Below are 25,177 nucleotides of genomic sequence, written 5' to 3'. Positions count from 1 at the left end.
CACTGCCCTCAGTTCAGAGAATCATCCTTAATTAACAAAAATGTTATTAGTTAGTAACAAACCTGCTAATTCACAGTAGGTAATTTCTCTGAGGGCAACAAATAGCAATTATTGAAGTCTGCGTTCGGTTAAACCGAATGCTCCTTGTCAGGGTCTGCGCTTGGCGCTGTTTTCACGTGCAATGGTCAGGAATGGCGTAACCAGCTCCGGCCTCGCGCTGCCGCGCCGCCACGCCAGCCCGATATCCAGCGGTTCGATGGAATCCTCCAGTTTGCTGGCTTCAATCATATTGCCTTCCAGCGACCAGGCGCGGTAGGCCATGTCCGGCTGAACCGAAACGCCCAGACCGGCCGCAACCAGGCTGCGTACCGCCTCGGTGGAGGCGGTTTTCATCGCGATATTGGGTTTCAGCCCCGCCCGTGCCCACAGCCGCTGCGCATGTTTCTCCATTTCATCGACGTTGAGCTGGATCAGCGGTTCATTCGCGATATCCGCCAGCGAAATACTTTCGCGCTCCAGCAACGGATGCAGCGGCGGCAGCCACAGGCGGTAGGAGGAATGGGTCAGCACTTCGGTTTGCAGCGCATCGCGATCTTCCAGATTGGAGAGGATCAGCACGCCGATATCGATTTCACCGCTCACCAGCAGATGTTCGATGTACTGACGCTCATCCTCCACCACTTTGACCTCAACATTCGGGTAATACGCATTGAATTGCTTGAGCAAATCCACCAGAAAATAGCCAGCCACCAGGCTGGTCACGCCGAGCGTGATCTGACCGGTGACGCTTTCTGTCCCCATTTGCAGGCTGCGTTTGGCGTTATCGACAGTGGCGAGGATCAGATAAGACTGGCGTAAAAACTGGTGCCCCTGATGGGTCAGCGTCATGCCTTTCGCATGGCGGTCGAACAGCCGCGCTTCGGTTTCCACCTCAAGCTGCTGAATGGCCTGCGTCAGCGATGACTGAGACACAAAGGAGGCCTGCGCCGCAGCGGAAATCGAACCGGTTTCAGCAACGGCAATAAAATGGCGGATCTGGCGTAACGTCAGCATGGGGCGCCTCAACATCTCATTAAAAAACCGAACAGCATCGGGCACCATTCGGTTTAAGGGAATGATTGAGTTAAGGCAGGCAGGGATTTTTTGTCAAATGGCAGGACAGAAGGATGACAGATTTGGGATCAGAAACACAAAAGCCATGCAAAATTCGCATGGCTCATTGTTCTGAGAAAAAGAATCAGAATTTGACGATCAATTTTCCAGCTTGTACGTCAGGGTGATTTCCGCGTTAAGCACTTTGGAAACCGGGCAACCGGCTTTCGCCGCTTTGATAATTTCGTCGAATTTGTCTTTATCAATGCCGGGCAGTTTGACCGTGCTGTCGAGCGCGATCTTAGTAATGGCGAAGCCGCCATCGACTTTATCAAGAGAAACATCTGCCACGGTATCAATGCTTTCAGGGACATGCCCTGCTTCGCCGAGCATCAATGACAGCGCCATTGAGAAACAGGCGGAATGTGCCGCGCCGAGCAATTCTTCCGGGTTAGTCCCCGGTTTACCCTCGAAGCGGGTATTGAATCCGTAAGGCTGGTCTTTCAGAGCACCGCTTTCAGAAGAGATATAACCTTTTCCGTGTTTGATGTCGCCTTCCCAATGCGCCTGTCCTTTCTTATGAATGGTCATGTATTCCTCCGGTTTTTTTAACATTCACCTTAAGTATAGACGCTGATGCTCATCCCGCAACGATGCCGCCCTTTTCAGGCACTGATGGTTTATTACTCAGTAACAAAAAATCTTATTTAAATGCAATCCTGGGATCATATGATCACAGGATTCATGATCCGAAATAGACACAGATTGGGAACAAAGGGTTTATTTAAAGAATATTCTTATTCGACTTTATGTTTGTGGTGGCAGGTCTGTGTATGAAAACAGATGAAGAATTCGCCTTCGGGACAGGGGAGAACAAATAGAAAAAAGGGCCGGTGGATCTGTCCAGGCCCTTTTAACATTCGTGCCAGATTATAACATTCGCCAGATTAATGTATGTCCAGTTCCACAGCCCACTCGGAAACCATGTCACGGGAAATATAATTTACCTCGCAATTACAACCTGTTGAAGAAAAAGTTAAATACCCAATACACGGGAAAGACTCTGGGTGCAATTCGGTCAGTACCTCTTTAATCTCACCATCACTCATTAACGGGGATACCGTTGCCTTTGACAGCTGAAAGTAGTTGTCGAACATCCATGTAATATAGTCCGTCTCGTTTTTCAGCACTTTCATTTAACATCCTCCTGTCCTTTCACTCCGATTATAAAAAAGTAGCAGGCGACTGCAATTGTGGCGAATAATAAATCATTAAAATTGCCAATTGTCTATTTTATATCAAATTTCCCCACCGCAGAGGGCGTGGGGAATAAGGGGAAAGTGCTTATGTGGAGAGATTTCCTGATGACTGACGCGATTATCTCTTCCCACCCTGCACGTTTACCGGCTGCGGACGTGACAGATAAATGGTGATCGCCGCCAGCAAAGTCAGCACTCCACCGAGCAGGAATGCGCTGCTGACACCGGCGTTATCCGCCAGTACGCCGCCAAACAATGCCCCCAGCGCCAGCGATGTCTGGAACACACAAACCAGCAGTGCTGAACCGGTTTCAAACAGCGCGGGCGATGCCTGATACGTCCAGATATTCAGACATACCGGCAATGCGCCGAACGCCAGGCCCCAGAGGATCACCAGCGCACTGGCCAGCGCCAGCGGAACATGAAATGTTGACAGCACCAGCACCGACAGGCTGAGTAACAACATGTTGAGCATAAACGCCCGCTTCACACCGAATTCCCGCACGGTGAATTCCGACGCCAGCGTACCGATAAGCCCCGCAATACCGTATCCCATCAGCAAGAGAGAAATACTGCTGGCGGAGAGGTGCAAATCAAAACGCAGCCAGGGTTCAAGATAGGTATAGGCCGCGAAATGCCCGCCCGCCATAAAGACGCCGATAATCAGCGCGTAGCGGATACCCGGCACTTTGGTCACGCCCAGCATGGCGCGCAGCCCAATCGACTGCTGCGCCGGAAGGGACGGCAGCGCTATCCATTGCAGGACAAAAATCACCAGCGCCATGACCGCATTAAGCGTGAACGCCATTCTCCAGCCGAACAGATCGCCGATAAAGGCGCCGGCGGGCACGCCGGCCACCGTACCGACCGCCACGCCAGCGGTGATCAGCGAAATCGCCCGCGCACCCTGCTCTTCCGGCACCAGACGCCGCCCGGAGGGGATGGCAAAAGACCAGAATCCCCCGACACCGACGCCGAGAATAATGCGTCCGATCAGCAAAACGTTAAACGAGTCCGCCATCACCGCAATGCCGTTGGCGAGGATCACCGTGGCAGACAGCAGAAGCAGGAGTCTGCGACGATCCATACGTTTGGCAAACAGCATAATCAGCGGAGCAGAAATCGCCGCAACCAGCCCCGGCAACATTACCGCCAGCCCGGCATGGCCTTCGGTCACGCCCAGCGAACGGGCGATCGGCGAAAGCAGGCCGATCGGCAGAAATTCAGTGTTAACCAGCACGAATGTGCCGCAGGCGAGAGAAAATACCGCCAGCCATCGGCGGAAAGCAGAAGTCTGTGGCCGGGTGTCCAGCGATGCGCACTCAGTCATTATTATTATCCTTAGCAGGTGAATTAACGGGTGTTCGGCTGCCATAAAACGTGATCACCATCACGCGGTCAAGATTTTTGCTCAGGATCGAAAAGTTATAACCCATAGCGAAATACACTAAGCCAGTCCCCGCCTGCCATGCGGCTTACAGAGGGATCGGAGCTGACACATTTGCAGGGCACATACAGATCCCCCGATCAGGAAATCCCTCCACATAGAAGTATGTTGTAACTAAGTTGGTACGCTAAAGCGTTGAGCGAAAAGACGGGCGAGAAAATCAGGAAATTTGGACGAAATGGCCGTTGCTGACTTCGCGATAATGGCGGGCAAGCGGCTGATACGTGGCCGGGCGTAACGGGCTGGCGAGTTCATCCGGGATCACAGTGCGTTTGCGGTGAACGGTGGGATCAGGAACCGGCACGGCGGCCAGCAATTTGCGGGTGTAAGGATGTTGCGGATTGTCGAAAATATCGGCGCGGGAGCCGATTTCCACGATTTCGCCCAGATACATCACGGCGACACGGTGGCTAATGCGTTCTACCACGGCCATATCGTGGGAAATAAACAGATACGCCAGCCCGAGCTGCTGCTGGAGATCGAGCATCAGATTGATCACCTGCGCTTTGACGGAAACGTCCAGCGCAGAAACGGCTTCGTCGGCAATAATGAGTTTCGGTTCCAGCGCCAGCGCGCGGGCGATGCAGATCCGCTGACGCTGGCCGCCGGAAAACTGATGCGGGAATCGCGTCGCCATGCTGCTTTGCAGGCCGACCTGCTCCAGCAACTGCGCCACGCGGATTTTCGCACCGGCATTATCGTGCAGCCCGAGGCTGACCATCGGTTCGGCAATGGCCTGGCCGATACGCATCCGCGGATTCAGGCTTTCGTAAGGATCCTGAAAAATCATCTGCGCCTGAGTGCGGAAATCCGCAAGCTGGCTGCGATCGGCGCGGCGGATATCCTGCCCGGAGATCAGCACCTCCCCGGACGTCGCTTCGGTCAGTCGTAAAATCGTGCGCCCGGTGGTGGATTTTCCGCAGCCGGATTCCCCCACCAGCGACAGCGTTTCACCCGGTTGCAGGCTGAAAGAGAGATCTTCAACCGCATGAACGCGCGAGGAAACCCGGCGCAAAAAACCGGATTTCACATCAAAGCGCGTCACGAGGTTTTTGACCTCGAGCACCGGCTGGCCGTCACGCAGCGTATTGACGGAATCTGCCACCGGCTGCGGTTCGCCGGTGTGCAGGTCGCGCAGCGGAAAACGCTGCGGCAGGGCAATGCCGGTCATCGCGCCGAGACGCGGCACCGCTGCCAGCAGCGCCTGGGTGTAGGCATGGCGCGGACGGTGAAAAATCTCCCGCGTGGTCGCCTGCTCAACGGATTCACCCCGGTGCATCACCAGCGTGCGGTCGGCCACTTCGGCCACCACGCCCATATCGTGGGTGATGAACAGCACCGACATCCCCTCTTCTTCCTGCAAAGATTTGATGAGCGCCAGGATCTGCGCCTGAATGGTGACATCCAGCGCGGTGGTCGGTTCGTCGGCAATCAGTAAACGTGGATTACACGCCAGCGCAATGGCGATCACCACACGCTGGCGCATACCGCCGGAGAAACTCAGCGGATATTCATTCAGCCGCGACGCGGCGGCGGGAATGCGAACTTTTTCCAGCAGGCGAACCGCCTCGGCGCGGGCGGTGGCGTCGTCCATCCCACGGTGGCGTTTCAGCACTTCGGTGATTTGCACACCAATTTTGAGCACCGGATTCAGGCTGGTCATCGGCTCCTGAAAGATCATGCCGATACGGTTGCCGCGAATGCTCTGCATCTGCCGCGGGTTCAGGGTCAGTAAATCCTGGCCGTCGAACAGGACGCTGCCCGAATAGCGGGTGTGCCTCGGGTCCAGCAGTTGCATGATCGACATGGCGGTGACGCTTTTACCGGAGCCGGATTCGCCCACCAGCGCCAGCGTTTCTTTTGCGCCAAGCGTGAACGACAGGTCACGCACCACATTCAGCCATTCGCCTTCCACAGAAAACGCGGTATTGAGTTTTTCGACCTGTAACACCGGATCGCGCATCATCAATCCTTATTCCTGGGGTTGAGGATGTCACGCAGCGCGTCACCGACTAAGTTGATTGCGACAATCAGCACCAGCAATGTGACGCCGGGAAAGACGCTTATCCAGTAGTCGCCGGACATCAGGTAATCGAAACCGTTGGCGATCAGTAACCCCAGCGACGGTTCGGTCACCGGCAACCCGATGCCGAGAAACGACAGCGTGGCCTCGAGCATGATGGCGTAGGCGATACGCATGGTGGCGACCACAATCAGCGGCGGCAGGCAGTTGGGGAAAATGTGGCGCAGAAGAATGCGCGGAGTTGACAACGCCATGCTGCGCGCGGCGTCCACGTAGCTGCGGCGGCGTTCAAGCAGCGCCGAACCGCGCACCGTGCGGGCGTAGTACGCCCATTGCGTGACCACCAGCGCCAGGATGATTTTATCCACGCCCTGCCCGAGCACGGCCAGCAGGATAAGCGCGATCAGGATCGGTGGAAAACTCAGCTGGATATCCACGATACGCATGATCAGCGCGTCTGTTTTGCCGCCCGCCCAGGCGCTGGTCATGCCGAGGATTGCGCCAATGGTCAGCGCAATCACCGCGCTGCATACGCCCACCAGCAGGCTGGTGCGCATGCCGTAAAGAATGGCGCTGAATAAATCACGTCCCTGATCGTCGGTGCCCAGCCAGTAAACCAGGCCACTCAGGCTGGCCGAACCCGGCTTAAGGCGGCCATCCATGATGTCGAGCTGCGATAAATCGTACGGGTTTTGCGGGGAAATCCAGGGGGCCAGCACAGAGAGCAGCACCGCGATGCCCAGAATAATCAGGCCGCACAGCGAGAATTTGTTACGCAGCAGCGCGGTGAGCGTGTTGTAAAACGCCGTGTGCGGTGTCTGCGTGGCGGCAGTGCGGGAGTGAACGGAATCCGGTGGCATCACGCCTCTCCTCCCAGCCGCACGCGCGGATCGACCAGCACATACAGCACGTCGACCAGCAGATTGATCAGGCTGAACATCACCACGGTAATCATCAGATACGCCAGGATCACCGGGCGATCCAGCACGGCGATGGAATCAATGATCAGCTTGCCCATGCCCGGCCAGGCGTAAATGGTTTCGGTGACGACCGCAAAGGCGATAAGCGAACCGAGCTCAAGGCCGATCACGGTAATCAGCGGGATCAGGGTATTTTTCAGAACGTGAACCAGCACGATGCGGCTTTCAGATAACCCTTTGGCGCGGGCAAACCGGATGAAATCTTGTTGCAGGCATTCGAGCACACCGGCGCGGGTCAACCGGATAATCAGCGAGATTTTAAACAGCGCCAGATTGAAGGCCGGAAGGATCAGATGCGCCAGTCCGTCGGCGGTGAAAAGACTGACGGGGACGCCGAAAACGTCCAGCGTTTCGCCACGCCCCGAGGCAGGCAGCACGCCGAGTTTGACACTGAACAGCATAATCATCATCAGCCCGATCCAAAACGTCGGCAGGCTGAAGCCAAAAATGGAGACGGTCATGATGGTTTTCGACAGCCAGCCCTCGGGGCGTAAACCGGCATAGACGCCAAGCGGAATACCTATCACCAGCGCCAGCACGAAGGCCACCAGCGCCAGTTCGAGCGTGGCGGGCATGCGCTGGAAAATCAGGTGTAAGGCGGGCTGGTTGTAAATAAAGGAGTTGCCCATATCGCCGTGCAGGGCGTTCATCACGAACAGGCCGTATTGTTCCCACACCGGTTTATCCAGGCCGAAAGACTGGATCACGTCAAGGCGTTCGGCCGGCGTCGCACTGGTGCTGAGCAACAGATCCACCGGATTGCCCACCAGATACACGCCACCAAATACCAGCAGCGACATCACGAACAGCGTCAGCAGCGTTTGTCCGAAACGTCCCAGCAGGTATCGGCTCATGCGCGCGCGTCGTCTTGCTGTGCGCCGTAGCGGGAAAAGACGCGCCGCAGCAGGCTGAAGAAGCCGTATTCATCGACGTTCTGCATCACCATTGCGTTCGGCGGCGTCGCCAGTTTGTGCCAGAAATCGGCGTAGGTGTAACCGGCGGTCTTGCCGGACACCGCCACGCCGACGCGGGCATTCTGGCCGGAGAATAGCCCCGGTTGCAGCAGCCAGGCGATGGTGGTCGCATCATGCACCGGGCCACCTTCGCGACCAAAACGGCTGAGATCGCTGCGGTCAAAGGCGCCCAGCAGTGCCGCGACAGAGGCTCCCGGCAGGCCGCCGTCCTGACGAATGGCCTCGATGTCATCCGCACCGATCAGCGCCTGAAAGGTCATATCCAGCGGCATGACCACCAGCGGAACGCCGCTGTTAAACACTTTTTCCGCCGCGTGGGGATCGGCGTACACATTGAATTCGGCCCAGGGCACGCGGTGCCCCAATGCCGTAAAGGCACAACTCATGGTGACGATGTGCCTGATGCCACGCGCCACGTCCGGATGCATTCCCAGCGCCAGCGCCAGATTGGTCATCGGCCCGATGGCGCATACCGTGACAGGGTCGTTATCCTGCGCCGCCTGTCTGAGGGTGCGCACCAGAAAATCCACCGCGTGTTCTTTCTGCGGTTGCAGTTCGCTGTCCGGCACCAGCTCGTCGCTGAAGGCACCGATATGCGCGTATTTACCGTAAACCTGCTCGCGCACCAGCGGACCGGGCGCACCGGCAAAGACCGGCGTGTCGGTTTTGCCCGACAGCGCGACGATTTTACAGGCGTTGCGCACGGTGTCTTTCAGCGCCACGTTGCCCGCCACCACGGTGATGCCCAGCACGTCCAGCTCCGGTGACGCCAGTGCCAGCCACAATGCAATGGCGTCATCCACGCCGGGATCGGTATCAATAATGATGCGCTGGCTCATAAGATCAGTTCCCGGCATAGCGTGATAACAGTTCATAAAACAGGGTGAAGACTTTTGCAGTGTCCACACGCGTGACGATATCGACATTGGCAGTCTGTCCGGATTTGCCGTACCAGTCGGCCACGGTTTGCCCCAGACAAAGTTCGCTGTCGTACTCAACAAACACCCGCGCTTTCTCGGTGCCAAACAACTCCGGCGCCAGCACGTAAGCGATCACCAGCGGATCGTGCAGTGGCCCGCCACGCGAGCCATAACGGCGTACGTCATTGCGATCCCAGAACGCCATCAGCTCACCCAGCGGCGCGGAAATCCGCCCTGAGACTTTGATGAATTTCGCCACATGTTCCGGCGTAAGGATCACCTGATGGGTGGCGTCGAGCGGCAGCACCGTGATGCGGAGATCGCTGGAAAACACAATGTGCGCGGCGTGGGGATCGGCCAGCATGTTGAATTCAGACGTCATGGTGCGGTTACCGGCTTCACGGTACGCGCCGCCCATCAGCACCACCCGGCCAATACCGGCAGCAATGTCGGGTTTCATGCGCAGCGCCGTTGCCAGATTGGTCAGCGGCCCCAGCACGCACAGCGTCAGCGGCTGATTATCATCGATCGCCTGCTGGCAACGGTTTATCAGGAAGTTAACGGCGTGAAGTTTTTCGGGCGTTTTTTGCGGCGCGGGAAACGCGGTGTTGCCCAGACCGTTTTCGCCATGGAACTGGCCGTGGATCGGCTCGCGGAACATCGGCTCATGGCAACCGGCAAACACCGGGATGTCGGTACGCTGACCGAGTTCGGTGATTTGCAGCGCATTACGCAATGTATTGGCTAGAGGCTGATTACCGCACACGGCGCAGATGCCGAGAATATTCAGCTGTGGCGCAACAAACGCGCTGAGCAGCGCAATGGCGTCGTCGATACCAGGATCGCAATCAATAATGACAGGCAGCGTTTTCACAGGGCACCTACGGAACGTAAGACTTCAGCGATTTCCTGACGCGCAGCGGCATCGAGGGGAACCTGTGGCGGCAGCGGATCGCCCACGGCGAACCCCTGCAACTGCAACGCCGCTTTGATGCATCCGGCGATGGAGTATTTGGCGAAGATTTCATTGATGCGCCACAAAGGGCGCTGTAACGCCATGGCCTGCGCCCAGTCGCCCTGCTTTGCCGCTTCGTACAGCGCCAGGCTTTGCTTGGGCACGATGCAGGCCGGACCGGCCATCCAGCCGACGCCACCAATCATCATCACGCACACCGGGATGTGTGCCGACGCAGCAAACACCTGCATCCGCCCCTGCGTGCGTTCGATGATCGACAGCAACCGGCCGGTATTGGTCGAGGCATCTTTAATATAGTTGATATTCTCCACGTGACTCAGGCGCTCAATGACCGGCAGGCTGAGGTCGGCGCGCTGAAACTGTGGATTGGTGTACAGCACGACCGGCAGTTGACCTGCGGCAGCCGCGATGGCACGGAAATAGTCCTCGACGCCCTGATCGGGCACCGGGAAATAGGCTTCAAGAATAGCCAGAATACCGTCGACACCCAGAGCGACATAACGAGCGGTTTGCGCTATGGCGTCCTGAATGGTGGTGGCTGCGACACCGGCAATCACCGGAACGCGGCCTCGAGCGGCGTGGACAACCGTTTCGACCACTGCGGTGCGCTGTTCTGCACTGAGATAGGCGAATTCACCTGTACTGCCCAGCGGCGTCAGACCCTGCACGCCACTGGCAATCAGGTGTTCAACCAGTGCGGTTAACACCGGTTTGTCTATCTGGCCACCGTCAGTAACGGGGGAAACCAGATAGGGAAATACACCGCTAAAAGAAGTCATAGCTTCTCTCTCTTTTCTTAGAACAACCCTGGTGATGGCGCTCTATTCCCGCGTGGGTTCGGTATGTACTTTGCGCTTACTTACTGTTTCTCATGCACAAAGTACGGCAACGTGTAGCCGTCGGAACGGCCCACGTAGGTATAAGGTGTTTTCATCGCCCAGGTGTAGGAGAGGAACAGCAGCGGGATGGTGCCCTGATCCTTCATCGCTATCTCTGTGGCGTGTTGTAACAGTGTTTCGCGTTTGGCGTCGTCGAGGGTCGAACGCGCCTGCGCCAGCGTTTTATCAAATTCAGGGTTCGAATAACGCCCGCGATTGCCCTGCCCGCCATTCGGCCCGAAGGTTTCCAGCAACGGTCCCAGCACACCGGAGGCTTCACCGGTTTCAATCGCCGCGCCGCCCATGATCAGGCTGAAATCGCGTTTAGAAGCCCGTGAGAAATAAACGCTGCCGGGCATGGTCACCACGTCGGTTTTTATGCCAACGCGGGTGAACATCTGGCCGAGGGCCTGAGCAATTTTCGAATCGTTAGGATAACGGTCGTTCGACGCATGGAAGGTCAGCGTAAAGCCGTTCGGATAACCGGCCTGCGCCAGCAACTGTTTGGCTTTGGCCGGATCGTATTCCGGTGCGCCAATCGACGGCGTGTAGCCGAAGTAGCCTTTTGGCACCAGCTGCGAAGCCGGAACACCCTGGCCGTCCATGATCCTGTCCACGATGGCCTGACGGTTTATCGCCAGCGACATCGCCTCACGCACTTCACGCTTTTTCAGCGGATTGCTGCCATCCGGGCCTTTGGCGAACGGCGAATCGTCACGATCCTGATCCGGGTGTAAATAGAGAATACGGTTACCCGCGACGGATTCCATGTGCAGACCGGCCTGTTTCGCCAGGTTGCTGCCATCTGCCGTCGGGACACTTTCAATCACATCGACGTCGCCGGAACGGATCGCCGCAACGCGCGCGCTGGGGTTTTTAAACACACGCAGGGTCACGTTGTCCCACTGCGCTTTTCCGCCCCAATACTGGTCGTTACGCGCTAATACCACGTTGTCATCCGGCGTCCAGCTGACAAATTTGAAAGGTCCGGTGCCGATCACCTCTTTCCCTTCGTTAAGGGTTTGTGACGGAACGTTTTCAAGCCGTGCCGGTAAAATAGCCACACGGCTTAAATTGTTGAGTAAGAGAGGCGTTGGCGCTTTGGTGATAATTCTCACCGTTAGCGGGTTCACTTCAACGACGTCAGCGATGTCATTGACGTAAGGCGTGTAGGCGCTCGGGCTGTTTTTCGAAGCCAGCGGTACACGTTTGATGCTGGCGATCACGTCTTTCGCGGTGAAATCGCTGCCGTCGTGGAATTTCACACCGGGACGCAGGGCAAATTCCCAGGTGGTGTCGTTAATGACTTTCCACGAGACCGCCAGCGCAGGCGTAATATGTTGTTTTTCGTCCTGATTGACCAGACCGTCGAAAATGTTACGCGCCATGGCGCTGTTCGCACCGCCCACGTAAAACTGCGGATCCATTGACGTCGTTGAAGCGGCAAGACCGATTTTAAGATCGGCAGCCTGTACAAAAGAGGCGTGTAATACAAAAGGCGTGGCCAGTGCTGAGGAAAGCACTCCTGCCAGAACGGACTTCTTCATTCATTTAACCCTTAATTATTTTAGATTTTCAGGCAATGTGTGTCAGATCGTAAACCGGAGTCTAGGGGGTGGACATCTGAATTGAAAATTGTATTTTGTGTTACATCCATAAACAAATGTTATGGATCATGAGGACATATTATGAAAATTAATCCCCGACAGGTAGAAGCTTTTCACAAAGTGATCCTCACCGGCAGCATTACAGCAGCAGCAAACATGATGAACATTACCCAGCCGGCGGTCAGCAGGCTGATACGTGATTTCGAATATGCGGTGGATTTGAAGCTTTTCGATCGCGACGGACGCGGGCTGATCCCGCGCGACGACGCCATTAAGCTGTACCGTGAAGTGGAGCGTTTGTATCTCGGCCTTGAACATATTTCACGCATTGCCGATGAAATCCGCCATTCCAAAGGCAGCGTTCTGCGCATCGGCACGGTGGCGGCGTTGTCTGCGCTTTGCGTTGAGCATATTTTGCCGCCGCTCATTGAAACCATTGACGATATCTCCCTGTTTCTGGATATCGAAAGCACCACGCACATTATGGATGTGGTCACCAGCAATCAGTACGACGTCGGCTTTGTTTTTGGTAAACCCGATGTAAAAGGGCTGGAAGCGGAGATGCTGGCGCGGGCGAATGCCGTCGCCGTGATGTCGCCGCGCCATCCGCTGGCAAAACAGGATGTGGTGACCGCGAAGGATCTGACGCTGTACCGCCCCATTATTCCGGGCCGTAAAACGCCGCTGCGGGAACAGCTGGATCAGGTGATGAGCCGTCAGGATTTATATATGAACAATCCTATCGAAACGTCGCTGAACAATTGCTGCATCATGGCGGGGAATAATCTGGGTGTCGGCGTGGTGGATTTCATCACAGCCCGCAGCCACAGGTGCAATCTGGTGATCAAACCTTTCACTCCGGACATCAGCATCGCCTATCTGGCCGTGTTCCCGCCGCAAATTCCGAAAAGCCGTCTGATAGAACAGATCACCAAAGAAATGAAGACGTTAATCGAAGGCTATCTGTAAAACGCCCCATCAGGTTCGCCCGTTTCGTACCAGCGAGTTCAAAATAGTCTGTTTCAGTTTTATGGTCCTAAATGATTGGACACTTGGTGCGATCGGTTAGATGAAAAATGTATATTAATCTCAATAAACATTTAAATAATGAATAACACACTTTATTTTATTGTTTAAAATCAACGCGTAAAATTTCCCTGCATAAATAATAATCTCTTCTATAATAATTTACCTAATTTCAAACTCTTCGTTACACATTCACAACCCGGATGGGAAGTATTACTATTTGCGCGAAATTGTTCTATTTGGTTCATTTAATAACGGGTGCTCACCACGTGTTACCCGCTTTTCATCAACAGTTTTCTAAAACCATGCAGTGAGATAAATCATGCCAACAACAAATAGCAAGTGGACCTGGCTCCTCTGGCTGCTGAGTGCGCTGATGCTGGTCATCGGCCTGACACTCGGCATCGGTGGCGCGTATCTGGCCACATTGGGAGGAAGCGTTTACTTCCTGCTGATGGGTCTGGCGCTCATCGTTTCCGCCGTTTTGATTTTCAAAGGTAAGCCTTCAGGTGCCTGGCTTTATGCCGTGGCCTTTGTGCTTTCTGTTATCTGGGCAGTCTGGGATGCGGGTTTTACCTTCTGGCCGCTGTTCTCCCGCCTGTTCACCTTCGGCGTTCTGGCCTTCCTGGTGGCACTGGCCTACCCGCTGCTGAAAGCACGCGCGGGTCTGGTGGCGCGTAAAGGACCAAGCTTCTCGCTGGCAGGTGTGGTAGCCGTTGCGCTGATTGCCGCTTTCGCCAACACCTTCGTCCCGACGCCAATCATCAGCGCCGAAAACGACCAGGCACCGGTAAAACCGGTGGCTCCGGGTGCTGAACAGAAAAACTGGGAAAGCTGGGGTAACACGACTGCCGGTGACCGTTTCGCTGCATTGGATCAGATCAACAAGACCAACGTAGACAAGCTTCAGGTCGCGTGGATTGCCCACACCGGCGATATTCCGCAGAGCAATGGCTCCGGCGCGGAAGATCAGAACACTCCGTTGCAGATCGGCGACAAACTGTTTGTCTGTACCGCCTACAGCAAAGTGATTGCCCTGAACGTGGACGACGGTAAAAAGCTGTGGTCTTACGATTCCAACTCCACCGCGCCTAACTGGCAGCGTTGTCGTGGTCTGGGTTATTACGAGAATGCTTCTGCACCGGCGGCACCTGCGGCACAACCCGTCGCGGAGTCAACGGCGACAGCCAGCACCTCAACGGCTGCCGAAGCCACCTCCTCTGCCAGCTCTGCACCTCACTCACCGGCTGCAACCGGCGGTACGGTCAGCGGCACCTGCGAACGTCGTCTGTTCCTGCCAACCATCGATGCGCGTCTGATCGCCATCAACGCTGACACCGGTAAGCCTTGTGCTGATTTCGGAGACAACGGCGTGGTGGATTTGAAAGTCGGTATGGGTGAAGTCAAACCGGGTTACTACCAGCAAACCTCAACTCCGCTGGTTGCGGGGAACGTGGTGGTGGTCGGTGGTCGCGTGGCGGATAACTTCTCCACCGGCGAGCCTCCGGGCGTCGTGCGTGCATTCGATGTTCATACCGGCGCACTGGCATGGGCATGGGATCCGGGTAATCCGAACATCACCAAACTGCCACCGGAAGGTCAGACTTACACCCGTGGTACACCGAATGTCTGGTCGGCCATGTCATACGATCCGAAATTGGGTCTGATTTACATGCCAACCGGTAACGCCACGCCAGACTTCTTTGGCGGCACGCGTACCGCGCTTGACGACAAATACAGTTCTTCAGTGGTCGCGGTTGACGTTGCTACCGGTAAAGTTCGCTGGACCTTCCAGACCACACATCATGATCTGTGGGACTTTGACCTGCCGTCTCAGCCGTTGCTGTATGACTTGCCGGACGACAAAGGTGGCAGCACGCCAGTTCTGGTGCAGACCTCCAAACAAGGCATGATCTTCATGCTGAACCGCGAAACCGGTGAGCCGGTCGCGAAAGTCGAAAACCGCGAAGTCCCGCAGGGCAACGTCCCAGGCGAACGCTACTCCAAAACACAGCCTTTCTCTGTCGGGATGCCAAACATCGGCAACCAGACGCTTAAAGAGTCTGATATGTGGGGCGCCACGCCAATGGACCAGTTGCTGTGCCGCATCGAATTTAAAGGCATGCGTCACGAAGGTGTGTACACGCCTCCGGGCCTCGATCGTTCCCTGCAATTCCCAGGCTCTCTGGGCGGCATGAACTGGGGCAGCGTGTCGGTTGATCCGAACAACGCCATCATGTTTGTGAATGATATGCGTCTGGGGCTGGCGAACTACATGGTTCCGCGTGCCAAAGTGCCAACCGGCGCAAGCGGGATTGAGATGGGTATGGTGCCGATGGACGGTACGCCGTTCGGCGCAGTGCGTGAGCGTTTCCTGTCTCCGCTGGGCATTCCTTGCCAGAAACCTCCGTTTGGTACCATGTCGGCGGTTAACCTGAAAACCGGTAAAATCGTCTGGCAGGTGCCGGTCGGTACGGTGAAAGACACCGGCCCGCTGGGCATCAAAATGCGCATGCCAATGGAAGTGGGTATGCCAACGCTGGGCGCCAGCCTGTCAACGCAATCCGGCCTGCTGTTCTTCGCCGGTACGCAGGATTTCTATCTGCGTGCGTTCGATACCGCAAACGGTAAAGAGATCTGGAAATCTCGTCTGCCGGTTGGCAGCCAGTCTGGCCCGATGAGCTATGTTTCACCGAAAACCGGTAAACAATACATCATCATCAGCGCCGGTGGCGCACGTCAGTCCGCAGAACGTGGCGACTACGTGATTGCCTATGCATTGCCTGATGCGAAGTAAATTTTAAGTTCAGGTCAGCGCTAAAAAGACCCCGCCCGCCGATGTAAACCGGCGGGCTTTTTTTCGTCTGCGACTTAACAAAGCAGCAGACAACAATGATCAACAGGCCTAAACCGATTACACTAATGCCAGAGATGATTGATGTTGTCCCCCTGATCCCGGCGGGCACAACCGAAGGAGCAATTGAACGATGGTTAGCGATGTAATTAATGTTGGCGATTCCCTGTCTGTGTTTGATTTTGACGGCACGCTGACAAAGCACGACAGTTTCGTGCCCTTCCTGCGCTTTGCCTTTGGTAAACGCGTTTTCGCCCGACGCCTGGTACGCCTGGTGTTGCCTACCCTGAAATGCATGGGCCGCAGGCTGACACGCGATGAACTGAAGGAAGTGCTGATCCACACATTTATGACCGGCGTCGAGGCTAAATGGGTCGAAGAGAAGGCAGAGGAATTTTGTGAGCGTTACTGGAAGCGTCTGATGCGCCCTTCCGGTCTGATTGCGGTGGCTACTCAGGTAAATTCCGGTGCCATCGTGACGATTTGCTCGGCCTCACCGGCGATGGTGCTTAAACCTTTCGCAGAGCGTCTGGGCATTCGCCTGATCGGCACGAATTTAGAAGTGAAAGACGGCGTACTGACGGGACGCATCAGCGGCCACAACTGCCGCTGCGGCCAGAAGGTCGAGCGACTCGAAGCGGAGTACGGCCCGCTTTCCTCATACCATCTGCGCGCCTGGGGCGACACGCGCGGCGACTATGAAATGCTGGCTGCCGCACAGGAACCTTACTGGCGACATTTCCACGGTTCATGGGCGAAACGCAATCCGCCCATTGCGCGGATTAAACAACTGCGCAGTAAGTAAGCTGAGTTAACGGGAAGGTGTGCCAGCTCTGCCGCCTTCTCGTTGATATTTTCATTTCCGGCCAGTCTGTTTTCCCGCTTGTCATTCCTGTTTCATTGCCTTGATGATAATGACAAAAATTTTCATCAAGTGGCAGCCAAATCAAGAACACCCCTTTTTATTTCACACTTCCGATATATTTATCACCGCCTGAATGTAATCCAAAAATCCCGCTAATTTGAATACTTGTGATGAATATTCAATTTTATTAAAAAACCAATTTAAAATATTGAAACAGCTTTTCATTAAGCATAACTTCGTGTTCAGCCTTAAGCACCCCTCTTAGTTAATTATTATTAAAAATGGGTTTAACATGAAAAAATACCTTTTACTTTCATTCTCTCTGGCCGTCACCAATGCACATGCCGTCTATATGGATGTACGTCATGAATATCTTGATGACAGTAAAGCCAACTACGATCGTGTTTATATTTCCAACCGGTTTAGTAATGGCTTTGGATTTGCAGTTGAAGCCATTTCAAAATCCGGAGGAGATGACACGAACAAAGCGTTTAACGATCTCGAAGTACAGGGCAACGAATATACGGTGAATTACCAGTTCAGCAGTGGCCCTGTCGCCTGGCAGCCCGGTTTTGTGCTGGAAACAGGCAGCGGCTATTCAACCTATAAACCCTATTTACGCTCAACCTGGACGATTAATGAATCATGGTGGCTGGGTGCCCGATATCGTTTCGAGTATACGCGGCGCTCATCCGACTCCCGTGAAGACGATACGGTAAATCGTATGGATGTCTGGGCGGGATATAAATGGAATAACTTTGACTGGACGCTGGAGGGTATTTATAAAAAAGCCGATAAGTATGACCTCTATAATAACAGCAAATACAACTATGAATACAATTTCAGAACCGCTTATATTATTGGCGCATGGTCCCCTTTTGTTGAAGTCGGGAATGTTTCAGTTCGAAGCAACAGTGATGAAAGACAAACCCGCTTTCGTGTAGGTTTGGGTTATACGTTCTAAATCGTTGTGAATAATTTATCGGGTTTTCTGTATATTCCTGAAAATAAATACGTGGAGAATGAGAAGCTCCGCACTGATATTTTTTAATTGAAACTGCGAAAGCGCTGAGGAGATTAAAAGACTCAGCGCTAATAAGACAGTGATCTGCCTGGGCTGGCTCTGGCAAAAAGGTCAAAAAAGATATCCGATACTCTTACCGTTAACATTACGCTGCGAGGATGTGCTGAATTCCCAGAAACATGGGTATTGCGCCAAAGGCATTTGGGGGTGCAGTAAGTTCGGCAAAACCTAATCGCGTGTAGAAATTGACGGCGCCAGGATCGGCATCCAGATAAACGCCTTTGATCGGTAAGGCTTCATGAATAATTTTAATATGCTGAAAAAATTCGTAGAGCAAATCCTGCCCGTAACCTTTGTTTTGTTCTTTTTTGGCGATGCCAAGCATATTAAGCCGTACAACCCCGATGTCATTAGGCAGTGATCCCGCAACGGCTCCGGCCAATTTCGCCCGCTCAAGAGAGTATGCAGAAAACGTACACACCCCAAGCAACTCACCTGTCTGGGTATCTATCAGTGCTTTTGCTGCGCAGTTTCCGTCTCTGACGCTTTTCTTGAGTGAATTGCGAACGTATGCATTCAGTACAATATTGCCGCAGTCAAAATGCTTGTTACCTGGATAGGAAATATCAGACTGGTAGCTGCAAACCATAAGGCCATCATGTTCATTCTTTAGGTTTGCCATCTTTCTTTCTCCGCATTAATGCCTGTAGTGCCAACGTTGGTGCTGCAGGTTCAGCGAGAAGCTCATTGAGCTGCTGCCAACCCTGCGTTGTCAGTTCCCTTCGACGCTGATTATCCAATACGCTCTCAGCACGTTCTATGGCTGCATTTAGGATAAATGCACTTAAATCCAGCCCTGCGGCGGCGGCGGCTTCACGCAGCATATCTTTGAGATCCGGGCTGGTTTTTAATTCAACTCTGGCGGTTTTGATGTTTCGACCCTCTGCAGGGAATGTCGCGACTTTAGACATAATGACCTCTTTTCATGGTACGGCTGATAGCCGTATGCTGATAATCTATCCGCATCCACTGCCCGCGTCAATCGGATACGGTTCACAGCCGTATCCTATAAAGAGGTTTAACGGGGGCTGAGGATATCGTTTCTGTGCAACAGCCCCGCGCTCAGGACACCGCATTTACCGCATAATCCGCTCTTTTCGCGCGGCTACGGTCCAGTCCTTAAACTCTTCAAGTAACAGGTCATAGAGACGTTCATCACTCATAGTGGCGAAATCGTCGATCGCGAAAAAATGCGTGTTGTCGATACGACGGTCTGTGAAGGTGTCCAGTTGCTCGAGGATGCCATAGCCGCTGCCACCAAGACCCAAAAACTTCCAGAAAATCGGGTAGTTCGCTGAGCGGCGATTGGCTTCTTTAATTGCTCTGGTTTTACTGATGCCACCATCCGTAATGAAAACAACGTACACGGGCAAATCACTGTGCTTAAAAGTATCGATAATCTCTTCAAGCACGGGTGGCTCATTATTGATACCGCCCAATCCTGGTAAATTCTCCCACCGCCCGCGCCGTGCAGAGTTCTGGATATCAGCGACATAGCCATCAAGATTATGCAGTGTCACATCTTTATATTTGCGGTGTTTTTCGGCAAATCCCCACATATCCATGTCGCCATCATCATCAAACTGGACGGCGAGAACCGCGATGCGATCCAGCACAGCCTGCACGTTACCTTTTTTGAACTCGCCGGTCATAGAACCGGAGGCATCCAGCACGAAAGCCACTTTGGCTTTCACTGACTGGAGGTTATGTTTGGCCAGACTGACCGTGACGGTTTTTGCCAGACTGATAAGGCGCGGCGCTTTTTCCTGTATCCGTTTTTCAAGACTGACTGTCGTTGACGTCGGTGCTGGTGCTGGCGCCGGGGATGGCGAGGACACATCCACGCCGAAATGAACTGCCAGCGGTTCCAGCCCCCCGTTGAACCCCTGCCCTGACGCCCTGAGTTTCCAGTTACCGTTGTGGCGATAGACTTCGGCGACAATAAGCGCTTTTTCACTCCGCCCGGCGAGAGGAATGTCGAACGTCGCCACACCTTCCGCATTCATCTGGATCCGTTGCAGACCCGAGACAGAATCCGGGCCGTCAATCACCAGTGTGAGAGCAATTTTGACGATGTCGGCATCAACCTTTCTCAGATCCAGCGAAAACTGGCTGCTTCCAGCTGAAGAAGTGAGGCTCAGGCTGCCATTTGGCGCAGAGGGTTGATTGAAAAAAATGAAATCTGCATCTCCTCTGACCTTATTTTGCGCCGACAACATAAAGGCTGAAGCATCGATTTCACTGCGAAAGGCGGCTGTTACGGGGTATGAAAGAGTGATACGGAGGAGAGGCTGGTTTAACGCGATGTTCTGTCCGGATTGCAATTCCATTTTGGCTATCCTGTTTAAGGGGAAACACCGGCTCTTCAGGCCGCGTTTCCTGCAGATACAAAAAAGCCCCGATGGAAACCAACGGGGCTGTCAGAATTATGCGTGATTTAGATGTTCACGCCATGCTGAGAGGCCAGTGCAGACAGGCCGCCTGCGAAGCCCTGACCGACGGCTTTAAATTTCCACTCAACGTTGTGACGGTAAAGTTCGCCGAACACCATTGCCGTTTCGGTGGACGCATCTTCAGACAGGTCGAAACGGGCGATTTCAGTGCCGTTATCGTTGTTGAATACGCGCATGAAGCTGTTGCTGACCATACCGAAGTTCTGTTTACGCGCTTCTGCGTCATAAATAGTCACGGCGAATACCAGCTTTTTCACTTCGGCGGGGATTTTAGACAGGTCGATTTTAACCTGCTCGTCATCGCCTTCACCTTCGCCAGTACGGTTGTCGCCCATGTGAGTCACGGAACCACAGGTGCTGGTTTTGTTGTTGAAGAAGATGAAGCTCGCATCGGAAATAACTTTACCGTCATCACCGACCATGAACACAGAAGCGTCGAGGTCAAACTCAGCGCCATCAGTTACGCGTGCATCCCAGCCGAGGCCGACCATAGCCACATTCATGGTTGGGGCTTCTTTAGTTAAGGATACGTTGCCGCCTTTAATCAGAGAAACTGCCATTTAAAACTCCTGTAATAAGTCATGTTCATTACAGCAGGCAACAGTATGTCGCCTGCCGGGTTTCAAAAAATCGTGTGAAATTACGATGCGTTGATGCCGTACTGTGCGCAGACAGAGCTCAGGCCGCCTGCATAACCCTGACCCACCGCGCGGAATTTCCACTCGGTGTTATGGCGATACAGTTCACCGAACAGCATGGCCGTTTCGGTTGACGCATCTTCTGTCAGGTCGTAACGCGCGACTTCCTGTTGGTTGTCGTCATTCACTAAACGAATGAATGCGCCAGACACCTGACCGAAGCTTTGACGACGCGTAGTGGCGTCATGGATGGTCACCACAAAGACGATTTTATCAACGTCAGCCGGGATCTGATCCAGTTTGATTTTCAGAGCTTCATCATCGCCATCGCCTTCACCGGTACGGTTGTCGCCGGTATGCAGCACAGAACCGTCGGTGGATTTCAGGTTGTTGTAGAAAATGAAGTCGGTATCGCCGCGCACTTTGCCGGCGCTGGTCAGCAGGAATGCTGAGGCATCAAGGTCGAAATCCTGGCCGTCGGTTGAGCGGGCATCCCAACCCAAACCGATCAGCACATTTTTCATTGTCGGTGCTTCTTTGCTTAAAGAAACATTGCCGCCTTTAGAGAGAGAAACGCCCATAATTATATCCTCAATTGTTAACGTTTATTTTCAAGGGGGAAGGCAAGGGCTTAGCCCTGCTTGCCTTCCTCAGCATCCGATTTGCCCGGGAACAGTACGCTGACGATGATACCCACAGCCAGTACGCCCAGAACAACAAACAGACTTGCGTTAGCAGAAATATTGTAACCGTGATGCCACAGGTGGTCGGTGGCGTTCAGACCCAGTTTCACACCGATGAAGAACAGCAGCACGATAACCGCTTTCTCAAGGTGTGCCAGGTACTGTTTCATGGCTTCCAGCACGAAGTACATGGTACGCAGGCCGAGGATCGCAAACATCATGGCGCTGTAAACAATCAGCGGTTCACGGCTCACAGCGATTACCGCAGGCACGGAGTCAAACGCGAACATCACGTCGGACAATTCCACCACGGCCAGACACAGCATCAGCGGCGTGGCATAAAGTGCAGCTTTACCTACACGGCCCACTTTGATGTCTTTGTTTTCAGGTTTCGCCAGTTCAGCATCCACTTCTTTCTGGCTTAACAGGAAGGAATGTCCTTTCAGTTTCGGCCAAATCGGGAAGAAGCGTTTTACCATACGGTAAGCAATGTGCTGAGAATAGTCTTCGATCTCGTCATCATCACCGCCGCTTTTGAGCATCATGACTGCCGTCCACAACACGACCAGCGCAAAGACGATTTCGACCCAAGGCCCCAGCGTTAACAGGCTCGACCCGATGGCAACGAAGATGCCGCGGAAAACAATCGCCCCGATAACGCCCCAATAGAGGACGCGGTGGCGCAGATTATCCGGTACGGCAAACCACGAGAAGATAGCCATCATGACAAACAGGTTATCAACTGACAGGACTTTCTCCAGCGCATAACCGGTAATAAACAGGCTCGCCACTTCAGAACCGTGATGAATGTAGAGGAAACCGGCAAAAGCCATCGCCACAACGATCCAGAAGACCGTCCAGAGCGAAGCACTTTTCAGCGAAATCGGCTTGTCATGACGATGCATGAACAGGTCGACAGCAATCGCCCCAATAGCCAGAACAACAAATACCGTGACGGTTTCAGCCGGGAAACCGATATGCGTGGATACCATAAATAGCCCTTAAGCCAGAGTGTTGAAATTAAAGACCGAATTCGGCCGGGGTGAAGCCCAGTGCCAGCGCAATTTCGCGTACGGCGGTTTGCTCGTCCTGATCGAAATCACCGTCGCTTTTTGCTACGGCAATACCGACGCGAACGGCCAGTTGTGCCGCTTCTGGTTGGCTTTTCAGCGCCAGAATGTATTTCATGGTTTCGCCTTTACCGATTTCGTAGTCGAAACTGAAGCTGGTCACCAGTTCATTAAAGAACGCAATGACTTCTTTGGTTTCAAACACTTTCAGTTCAGGAGAAGCCTGAAGGAAGCCGATCATCTTTTGCTTTTCTTCAGAGCTCACGCCATTGCTTGAGACGGCGATGCGTGCACAAACAGCAACGGTGCCCTGCATGAATTTTTTGTTTTTGAAACGGCCAACCTGTTTGGTCAGCTCGTCACGGCCGCTGTTAAAGGCGCCTTTCACTTTGTCGAAGAAACTCATTTTCTCTGCCCTCAGATAATTAAAATTATGTGGTGAATCACTGTCACTTAGAGCCAGCAGACCAGCGAAAGCCCCAGCCGAGCGCGTTATCCATATCTTTGTGACCGCTGAAGAACTGGTTCAGACGTTCCACCTTGATCGCACCGTTGTCATTGACCAGACGGGCGATCGCACACATGTTGTGGCGGTTCGACCCTTCGGTTAAGCGCGTTTCGATCGGCGGTTGCTCAGGAATGTGCATCGTGACCACTCCGTCCGTTTTATCCCAGCTCGCTGCGCCTTCATAGATGAACGCGTAGATCAGCACTTCGCGGATTTTCTTCCACTCGCGGCCATTAATGTGCAGCCACTCGCCGTCACGCACCTGACCGGTGCGGTCATCGCCTTGCAACTGAACATAGGGTTCTGCATTCAGACGACCAAAGGTATTCCCCAGTGCCTGAATCACGCCTTTAGTGCCGTCCTGCAATTCGACAAATGCCCCCAAATCCAGATCGATACCTTTGGATTTGTTAAACATGCCGCCGAACATCCCGCCGCCAGAACCGGTGCTGCTTTGCTGATTCCAGTTAAGGTTAATTTTGATTTCGCCAAAGTTATCCCGCTTCGCCAGGCTGATCGTCGGTTTTTCTTTGGTCAGCGACACTTTGCTCAGGCTAATTTTAGCAGGTTCAGGGGTCGGTGCCGGTGCTGGCGCAGGCGTTGGAGCAGGTGCCGGAGCATCCGAAATATCTACCCCGAAGTGCTCTGCCAGCGGTTTCAGACCGCCGTTAAAGCCCTGAGCAATGAAGCGGAATTTCCACTCCGCATTGCGGCGGTAAATTTCGCCCAAAATCAGCGCGGCTTCCTGACGCCCTGTGACATCAACGTCACCGGTCAGCAGGACATTGCCGTTTTGCTCCACCTGAATGGTCAGGCGCTTCAGGCCTGAAAGCGTCATATTGCCGTCGCAGGTGGCGGTAAAGGCCAGCTTCTGCACTTCAGGCCGCAGGCGGTTGATATCCACCGTAAAGGCGGTGTCCGTGCCTGCGCCGCTCAGTTTTACGGACGCATCGTCATTGACGGGTTGGCCGTAAAACACCATGTCAGGATCGCCCTGCACTTTGCCTGAAGCATAGAGACGAAACGATGAGGCATCGACCGCGACGCCAGAGAGCACGCGTACCGTCAATACCTGTGAAGGAATGGAGGCGTTGCCCCCCGGCGTCATCGTCATTAGCGCACCACCGTTGCCACGATATCTGCGTGCATATCGTCAATAGTGCGGCCGGTGGAAGCTTTACCGTGTGCGGTGAAGTCCCATTCGCCGTTGTTACGGGACAATGAGGCAATAATGATACCGGTGTGAGAACCCTGCTCCGTCAGCTGATAACGGGCCAGTTCCTTACGGGACTGATCGACGACGCGGCAAAATGCGTTATCGACTTCATTAAATGTCTGACCACGGAAGCTGTTCACCGTGAAGGCCAGATACTCTACCTGAGAAGGCAGGCGGGTCAGGTCAACGGTGATCACTTCGTCGTCGCCATCGCCTTCACCGGTCAGGTTGTCACCCAAATGGACAACGGAACCACAGCTTGACTTCAGCTTGCGGAACCAGATGGTGTCGATGGTCTGGCCAGTGCGGTCTAACAGAACGCATCCCGCGTCTAAATCAATTGAATCGCTGCCGCCGCCTAAAAGACCACCCAGGAACCCTTTTTTCTTTTTCAAAGGATCCCAACCCAAACCGAATTGGAGTTGATTCAACGAAGACGTTTGTTTGCTGAGTGAAACAGTTTGGTTCTTGCTTAATGAAACCATTAGTTATTCCTTCAGAGATAGGTTAAATCATTATTTTTTCGAATCAGAAATCCATGTGCTGAAAAATCATATCATGACGAAGTAGTTGCACAAGCTACATTTTGACACTAATTTCCTTAACAAAAGTTAATTCTTTGAT

24 protein-coding genes are annotated in these 25,177 nt (G+C 53.8%); 4 read left to right on the top strand and 20 right to left on the bottom strand.

Features of this window, described 5'->3' with window-relative positions:
* Nucleotides 1-147: 147 nt before the first annotated feature.
* The 11 genes from ACO0U8_RS16285 to ACO0U8_RS16235 all read right to left on the bottom strand — a co-directional run bounded on the left by ACO0U8_RS16285 (nucleotide 148) and on the right by ACO0U8_RS16235 (nucleotide 12,096).
* A complete protein-coding gene (locus ACO0U8_RS16285; RefSeq protein WP_056779938.1) occupies nucleotides 148-1,053 on the bottom strand; it encodes a LysR substrate-binding domain-containing protein in 906 nt (301 codons plus the stop codon).
* Nucleotides 1,054-1,251: 198 nt separating this feature from the next.
* Nucleotides 1,252-1,683, bottom strand: coding sequence for an OsmC family protein (locus ACO0U8_RS16280; RefSeq protein ID WP_122096795.1), 432 nt, complete (start codon nucleotides 1,681-1,683; stop codon nucleotides 1,252-1,254).
* 356 nt (nucleotides 1,684-2,039) lie between these two features.
* A complete protein-coding gene (locus ACO0U8_RS16275) occupies nucleotides 2,040-2,288 on the bottom strand; it encodes a hypothetical protein (protein WP_056779932.1) in 249 nt (82 codons plus the stop codon).
* Between the two features lie 181 nt (nucleotides 2,289-2,469).
* Nucleotides 2,470-3,681: an MFS transporter gene (locus ACO0U8_RS16270; RefSeq protein ID WP_390976138.1), complete on the bottom strand. Its 1,212-nt coding sequence runs from the start codon at nucleotides 3,679-3,681 to the stop codon at nucleotides 2,470-2,472.
* 277 nt (nucleotides 3,682-3,958) lie between these two features.
* Nucleotides 3,959-5,761: an ABC transporter ATP-binding protein gene (locus tag ACO0U8_RS16265; protein WP_421671288.1), complete on the bottom strand. Its 1,803-nt coding sequence runs from the start codon at nucleotides 5,759-5,761 to the stop codon at nucleotides 3,959-3,961.
* A 2-nt stretch (nucleotides 5,762-5,763) separates the two neighbouring features.
* Nucleotides 5,764-6,681 (bottom strand): ABC transporter permease, encoded by a 918-nt coding sequence (locus tag ACO0U8_RS16260; protein ID WP_414072226.1) that lies wholly within the window; start codon nucleotides 6,679-6,681, stop codon nucleotides 5,764-5,766.
* Nucleotides 6,681-7,655 carry an ABC transporter permease gene (locus ACO0U8_RS16255; protein ID WP_421671238.1) on the bottom strand — a complete coding sequence of 325 codons (975 nt, stop codon included), beginning with the start codon at nucleotides 7,653-7,655 and terminating at the stop codon, nucleotides 6,681-6,683. Before ACO0U8_RS16255 ends, ACO0U8_RS16260 begins: the two co-directional genes overlap by 1 nt.
* On the bottom strand, nucleotides 7,652-8,614 hold the full coding sequence (locus ACO0U8_RS16250) for a nucleoside hydrolase (protein ID WP_421671237.1): 963 nt from the start codon (nucleotides 8,612-8,614) through the stop codon (nucleotides 7,652-7,654). Before ACO0U8_RS16250 ends, ACO0U8_RS16255 begins: the two co-directional genes overlap by 4 nt.
* 4 nt (nucleotides 8,615-8,618) lie before the next feature.
* On the bottom strand, nucleotides 8,619-9,569 hold the full coding sequence (locus ACO0U8_RS16245; protein WP_056779918.1) for a nucleoside hydrolase: 951 nt from the start codon (nucleotides 9,567-9,569) through the stop codon (nucleotides 8,619-8,621).
* Nucleotides 9,566-10,450 carry a dihydrodipicolinate synthase family protein gene (locus tag ACO0U8_RS16240; RefSeq protein WP_056779914.1) on the bottom strand — a complete coding sequence of 295 codons (885 nt, stop codon included), beginning with the start codon at nucleotides 10,448-10,450 and terminating at the stop codon, nucleotides 9,566-9,568. Before ACO0U8_RS16240 ends, ACO0U8_RS16245 begins: the two co-directional genes overlap by 4 nt.
* 80 nt (nucleotides 10,451-10,530) lie before the next feature.
* Nucleotides 10,531-12,096, bottom strand: a complete 1,566-nt coding sequence (locus ACO0U8_RS16235) for an ABC transporter substrate-binding protein (protein WP_183849486.1) — start codon at nucleotides 12,094-12,096, stop codon at nucleotides 10,531-10,533.
* Nucleotides 12,097-12,237: 141 nt separating this feature from the next.
* Between ACO0U8_RS16235 and ACO0U8_RS16230 the strand changes: the two genes are divergently transcribed.
* The 4 genes from ACO0U8_RS16230 to ACO0U8_RS16215 all read left to right on the top strand — a co-directional run bounded on the left by ACO0U8_RS16230 (nucleotide 12,238) and on the right by ACO0U8_RS16215 (nucleotide 17,865).
* On the top strand, nucleotides 12,238-13,125 hold the full coding sequence (locus ACO0U8_RS16230) for a LysR family transcriptional regulator (protein WP_056779909.1): 888 nt from the start codon (nucleotides 12,238-12,240) through the stop codon (nucleotides 13,123-13,125).
* 379 nt (nucleotides 13,126-13,504) lie between these two features.
* Nucleotides 13,505-15,979: a membrane-bound PQQ-dependent dehydrogenase, glucose/quinate/shikimate family gene (locus tag ACO0U8_RS16225; RefSeq protein ID WP_421671236.1), complete on the top strand. Its 2,475-nt coding sequence runs from the start codon at nucleotides 13,505-13,507 to the stop codon at nucleotides 15,977-15,979.
* 190 nt (nucleotides 15,980-16,169) lie between these two features.
* Entirely contained in the window at nucleotides 16,170-16,841 is a 672-nt protein-coding gene (locus tag ACO0U8_RS16220; RefSeq protein WP_056779902.1) for an HAD family hydrolase, read from the top strand.
* 352 nt (nucleotides 16,842-17,193) lie between these two features.
* Nucleotides 17,194-17,865 carry an oligogalacturonate-specific porin KdgM family protein gene (locus tag ACO0U8_RS16215; protein ID WP_122096802.1) on the top strand — a complete coding sequence of 224 codons (672 nt, stop codon included), beginning with the start codon at nucleotides 17,194-17,196 and terminating at the stop codon, nucleotides 17,863-17,865.
* 205 nt (nucleotides 17,866-18,070) lie between these two features.
* On the opposite strand, the gene ACO0U8_RS16210 is transcribed toward ACO0U8_RS16215, so the two are convergent.
* From ACO0U8_RS16210 to ACO0U8_RS16170, 9 genes are all read right to left on the bottom strand, one after another.
* On the bottom strand, nucleotides 18,071-18,607 hold the full coding sequence (locus ACO0U8_RS16210; RefSeq protein ID WP_056779897.1) for a GNAT family N-acetyltransferase: 537 nt from the start codon (nucleotides 18,605-18,607) through the stop codon (nucleotides 18,071-18,073).
* Complete coding sequence (locus tag ACO0U8_RS16205; protein WP_390976463.1) at nucleotides 18,588-18,899, bottom strand: DUF1778 domain-containing protein; 312 nt, start codon at nucleotides 18,897-18,899, stop codon at nucleotides 18,588-18,590. The genes ACO0U8_RS16210 and ACO0U8_RS16205 overlap by 20 nt, the downstream gene beginning before the upstream one ends.
* A 162-nt stretch (nucleotides 18,900-19,061) precedes the next feature.
* The gene (locus ACO0U8_RS16200; RefSeq protein ID WP_421671235.1) at nucleotides 19,062-20,315 is read right to left on the bottom strand and encodes a VWA domain-containing protein; all 1,254 of its coding nucleotides are present in this window, start codon (nucleotides 20,313-20,315) and stop codon (nucleotides 19,062-19,064) included.
* A 107-nt stretch (nucleotides 20,316-20,422) separates the two neighbouring features.
* Nucleotides 20,423-20,998 carry a TerD family protein gene (locus ACO0U8_RS16195; RefSeq protein WP_056779888.1) on the bottom strand — a complete coding sequence of 192 codons (576 nt, stop codon included), beginning with the start codon at nucleotides 20,996-20,998 and terminating at the stop codon, nucleotides 20,423-20,425.
* 80 nt (nucleotides 20,999-21,078) lie between these two features.
* Complete coding sequence (locus ACO0U8_RS16190; RefSeq protein ID WP_056779886.1) at nucleotides 21,079-21,657, bottom strand: TerD family protein; 579 nt, start codon at nucleotides 21,655-21,657, stop codon at nucleotides 21,079-21,081.
* A 50-nt stretch (nucleotides 21,658-21,707) separates the two neighbouring features.
* Nucleotides 21,708-22,751, bottom strand: coding sequence for a TerC/Alx family metal homeostasis membrane protein (locus ACO0U8_RS16185; RefSeq protein ID WP_056779884.1), 1,044 nt, complete (start codon nucleotides 22,749-22,751; stop codon nucleotides 21,708-21,710).
* Nucleotides 22,752-22,779: 28 nt separating this feature from the next.
* On the bottom strand, nucleotides 22,780-23,235 hold the full coding sequence (locus ACO0U8_RS16180; protein WP_056779881.1) for a tellurite resistance TerB family protein: 456 nt from the start codon (nucleotides 23,233-23,235) through the stop codon (nucleotides 22,780-22,782).
* A 43-nt stretch (nucleotides 23,236-23,278) separates the two neighbouring features.
* Nucleotides 23,279-24,451 (bottom strand): TerD family protein, encoded by a 1,173-nt coding sequence (locus ACO0U8_RS16175; RefSeq protein ID WP_136375038.1) that lies wholly within the window; start codon nucleotides 24,449-24,451, stop codon nucleotides 23,279-23,281.
* On the bottom strand, nucleotides 24,451-25,038 hold the full coding sequence (locus ACO0U8_RS16170) for a TerD family protein (RefSeq protein WP_056779874.1): 588 nt from the start codon (nucleotides 25,036-25,038) through the stop codon (nucleotides 24,451-24,453). The genes ACO0U8_RS16175 and ACO0U8_RS16170 overlap by 1 nt, the downstream gene beginning before the upstream one ends.
* Between the last annotated feature and the right edge of the window lie 139 nt (nucleotides 25,039-25,177).

This window comes from Rahnella sp. EDr1-12 (assembly GCF_049206505.1).
Classification (GTDB): Bacteria; Pseudomonadota; Gammaproteobacteria; order Enterobacterales; family Enterobacteriaceae; genus Rahnella; species Rahnella rivi.
This window is presented reverse-complemented; position numbering and strand designations above follow the sequence as displayed.

Excerpts from the sequence above, each read along its gene's own strand:
- ACO0U8_RS16285 (WP_056779938.1), bottom strand. The coding sequence starts at position 1,053 with ATGCTGACGTTACGCCAGATCCGCCATTTTATTGCCGTTGCTGAAACC.
- ACO0U8_RS16280 (WP_122096795.1), bottom strand. The coding sequence starts at position 1,683 with ATGACCATTCATAAGAAAGGACAGGCGCATTGGGAAGGCGACATCAAA.
- ACO0U8_RS16275 (WP_056779932.1), bottom strand. The coding sequence starts at position 2,288 with ATGAAAGTGCTGAAAAACGAGACGGACTATATTACATGGATGTTCGAC.
- ACO0U8_RS16270 (WP_390976138.1), bottom strand. The coding sequence starts at position 3,681 with ATGACTGAGTGCGCATCGCTGGACACCCGGCCACAGACTTCTGCTTTC.
- ACO0U8_RS16265 (WP_421671288.1), bottom strand. The coding sequence starts at position 5,761 with ATGCGCGATCCGGTGTTACAGGTCGAAAAACTCAATACCGCGTTTTCT.
- ACO0U8_RS16260 (WP_414072226.1), bottom strand. The coding sequence starts at position 6,681 with ATGCCACCGGATTCCGTTCACTCCCGCACTGCCGCCACGCAGACACCG.
- ACO0U8_RS16255 (WP_421671238.1), bottom strand. The coding sequence starts at position 7,655 with ATGAGCCGATACCTGCTGGGACGTTTCGGACAAACGCTGCTGACGCTG.
- ACO0U8_RS16250 (WP_421671237.1), bottom strand. The coding sequence starts at position 8,614 with ATGAGCCAGCGCATCATTATTGATACCGATCCCGGCGTGGATGACGCC.
- ACO0U8_RS16240 (WP_056779914.1), bottom strand. The coding sequence starts at position 10,450 with ATGACTTCTTTTAGCGGTGTATTTCCCTATCTGGTTTCCCCCGTTACT.
- ACO0U8_RS16235 (WP_183849486.1), bottom strand. The coding sequence starts at position 12,096 with ATGAAGAAGTCCGTTCTGGCAGGAGTGCTTTCCTCAGCACTGGCCACG.
- ACO0U8_RS16230 (WP_056779909.1), top strand. The coding sequence starts at position 12,238 with ATGAAAATTAATCCCCGACAGGTAGAAGCTTTTCACAAAGTGATCCTC.
- ACO0U8_RS16225 (WP_421671236.1), top strand. The coding sequence starts at position 13,505 with ATGCCAACAACAAATAGCAAGTGGACCTGGCTCCTCTGGCTGCTGAGT.
- ACO0U8_RS16220 (WP_056779902.1), top strand. The coding sequence starts at position 16,170 with ATGGTTAGCGATGTAATTAATGTTGGCGATTCCCTGTCTGTGTTTGAT.
- ACO0U8_RS16215 (WP_122096802.1), top strand. The coding sequence starts at position 17,194 with ATGAAAAAATACCTTTTACTTTCATTCTCTCTGGCCGTCACCAATGCA.
- ACO0U8_RS16210 (WP_056779897.1), bottom strand. The coding sequence starts at position 18,607 with ATGGCAAACCTAAAGAATGAACATGATGGCCTTATGGTTTGCAGCTAC.
- ACO0U8_RS16200 (WP_421671235.1), bottom strand. The coding sequence starts at position 20,315 with ATGGAATTGCAATCCGGACAGAACATCGCGTTAAACCAGCCTCTCCTC.
- ACO0U8_RS16195 (WP_056779888.1), bottom strand. The coding sequence starts at position 20,998 with ATGGCAGTTTCTCTGATTAAAGGCGGCAACGTATCCTTAACTAAAGAA.
- ACO0U8_RS16190 (WP_056779886.1), bottom strand. The coding sequence starts at position 21,657 with ATGGGCGTTTCTCTCTCTAAAGGCGGCAATGTTTCTTTAAGCAAAGAA.
- ACO0U8_RS16185 (WP_056779884.1), bottom strand. The coding sequence starts at position 22,751 with ATGGTATCCACGCATATCGGTTTCCCGGCTGAAACCGTCACGGTATTT.
- ACO0U8_RS16180 (WP_056779881.1), bottom strand. The coding sequence starts at position 23,235 with ATGAGTTTCTTCGACAAAGTGAAAGGCGCCTTTAACAGCGGCCGTGAC.
- ACO0U8_RS16175 (WP_136375038.1), bottom strand. The coding sequence starts at position 24,451 with ATGACGATGACGCCGGGGGGCAACGCCTCCATTCCTTCACAGGTATTG.
- ACO0U8_RS16170 (WP_056779874.1), bottom strand. The coding sequence starts at position 25,038 with ATGGTTTCATTAAGCAAGAACCAAACTGTTTCACTCAGCAAACAAACG.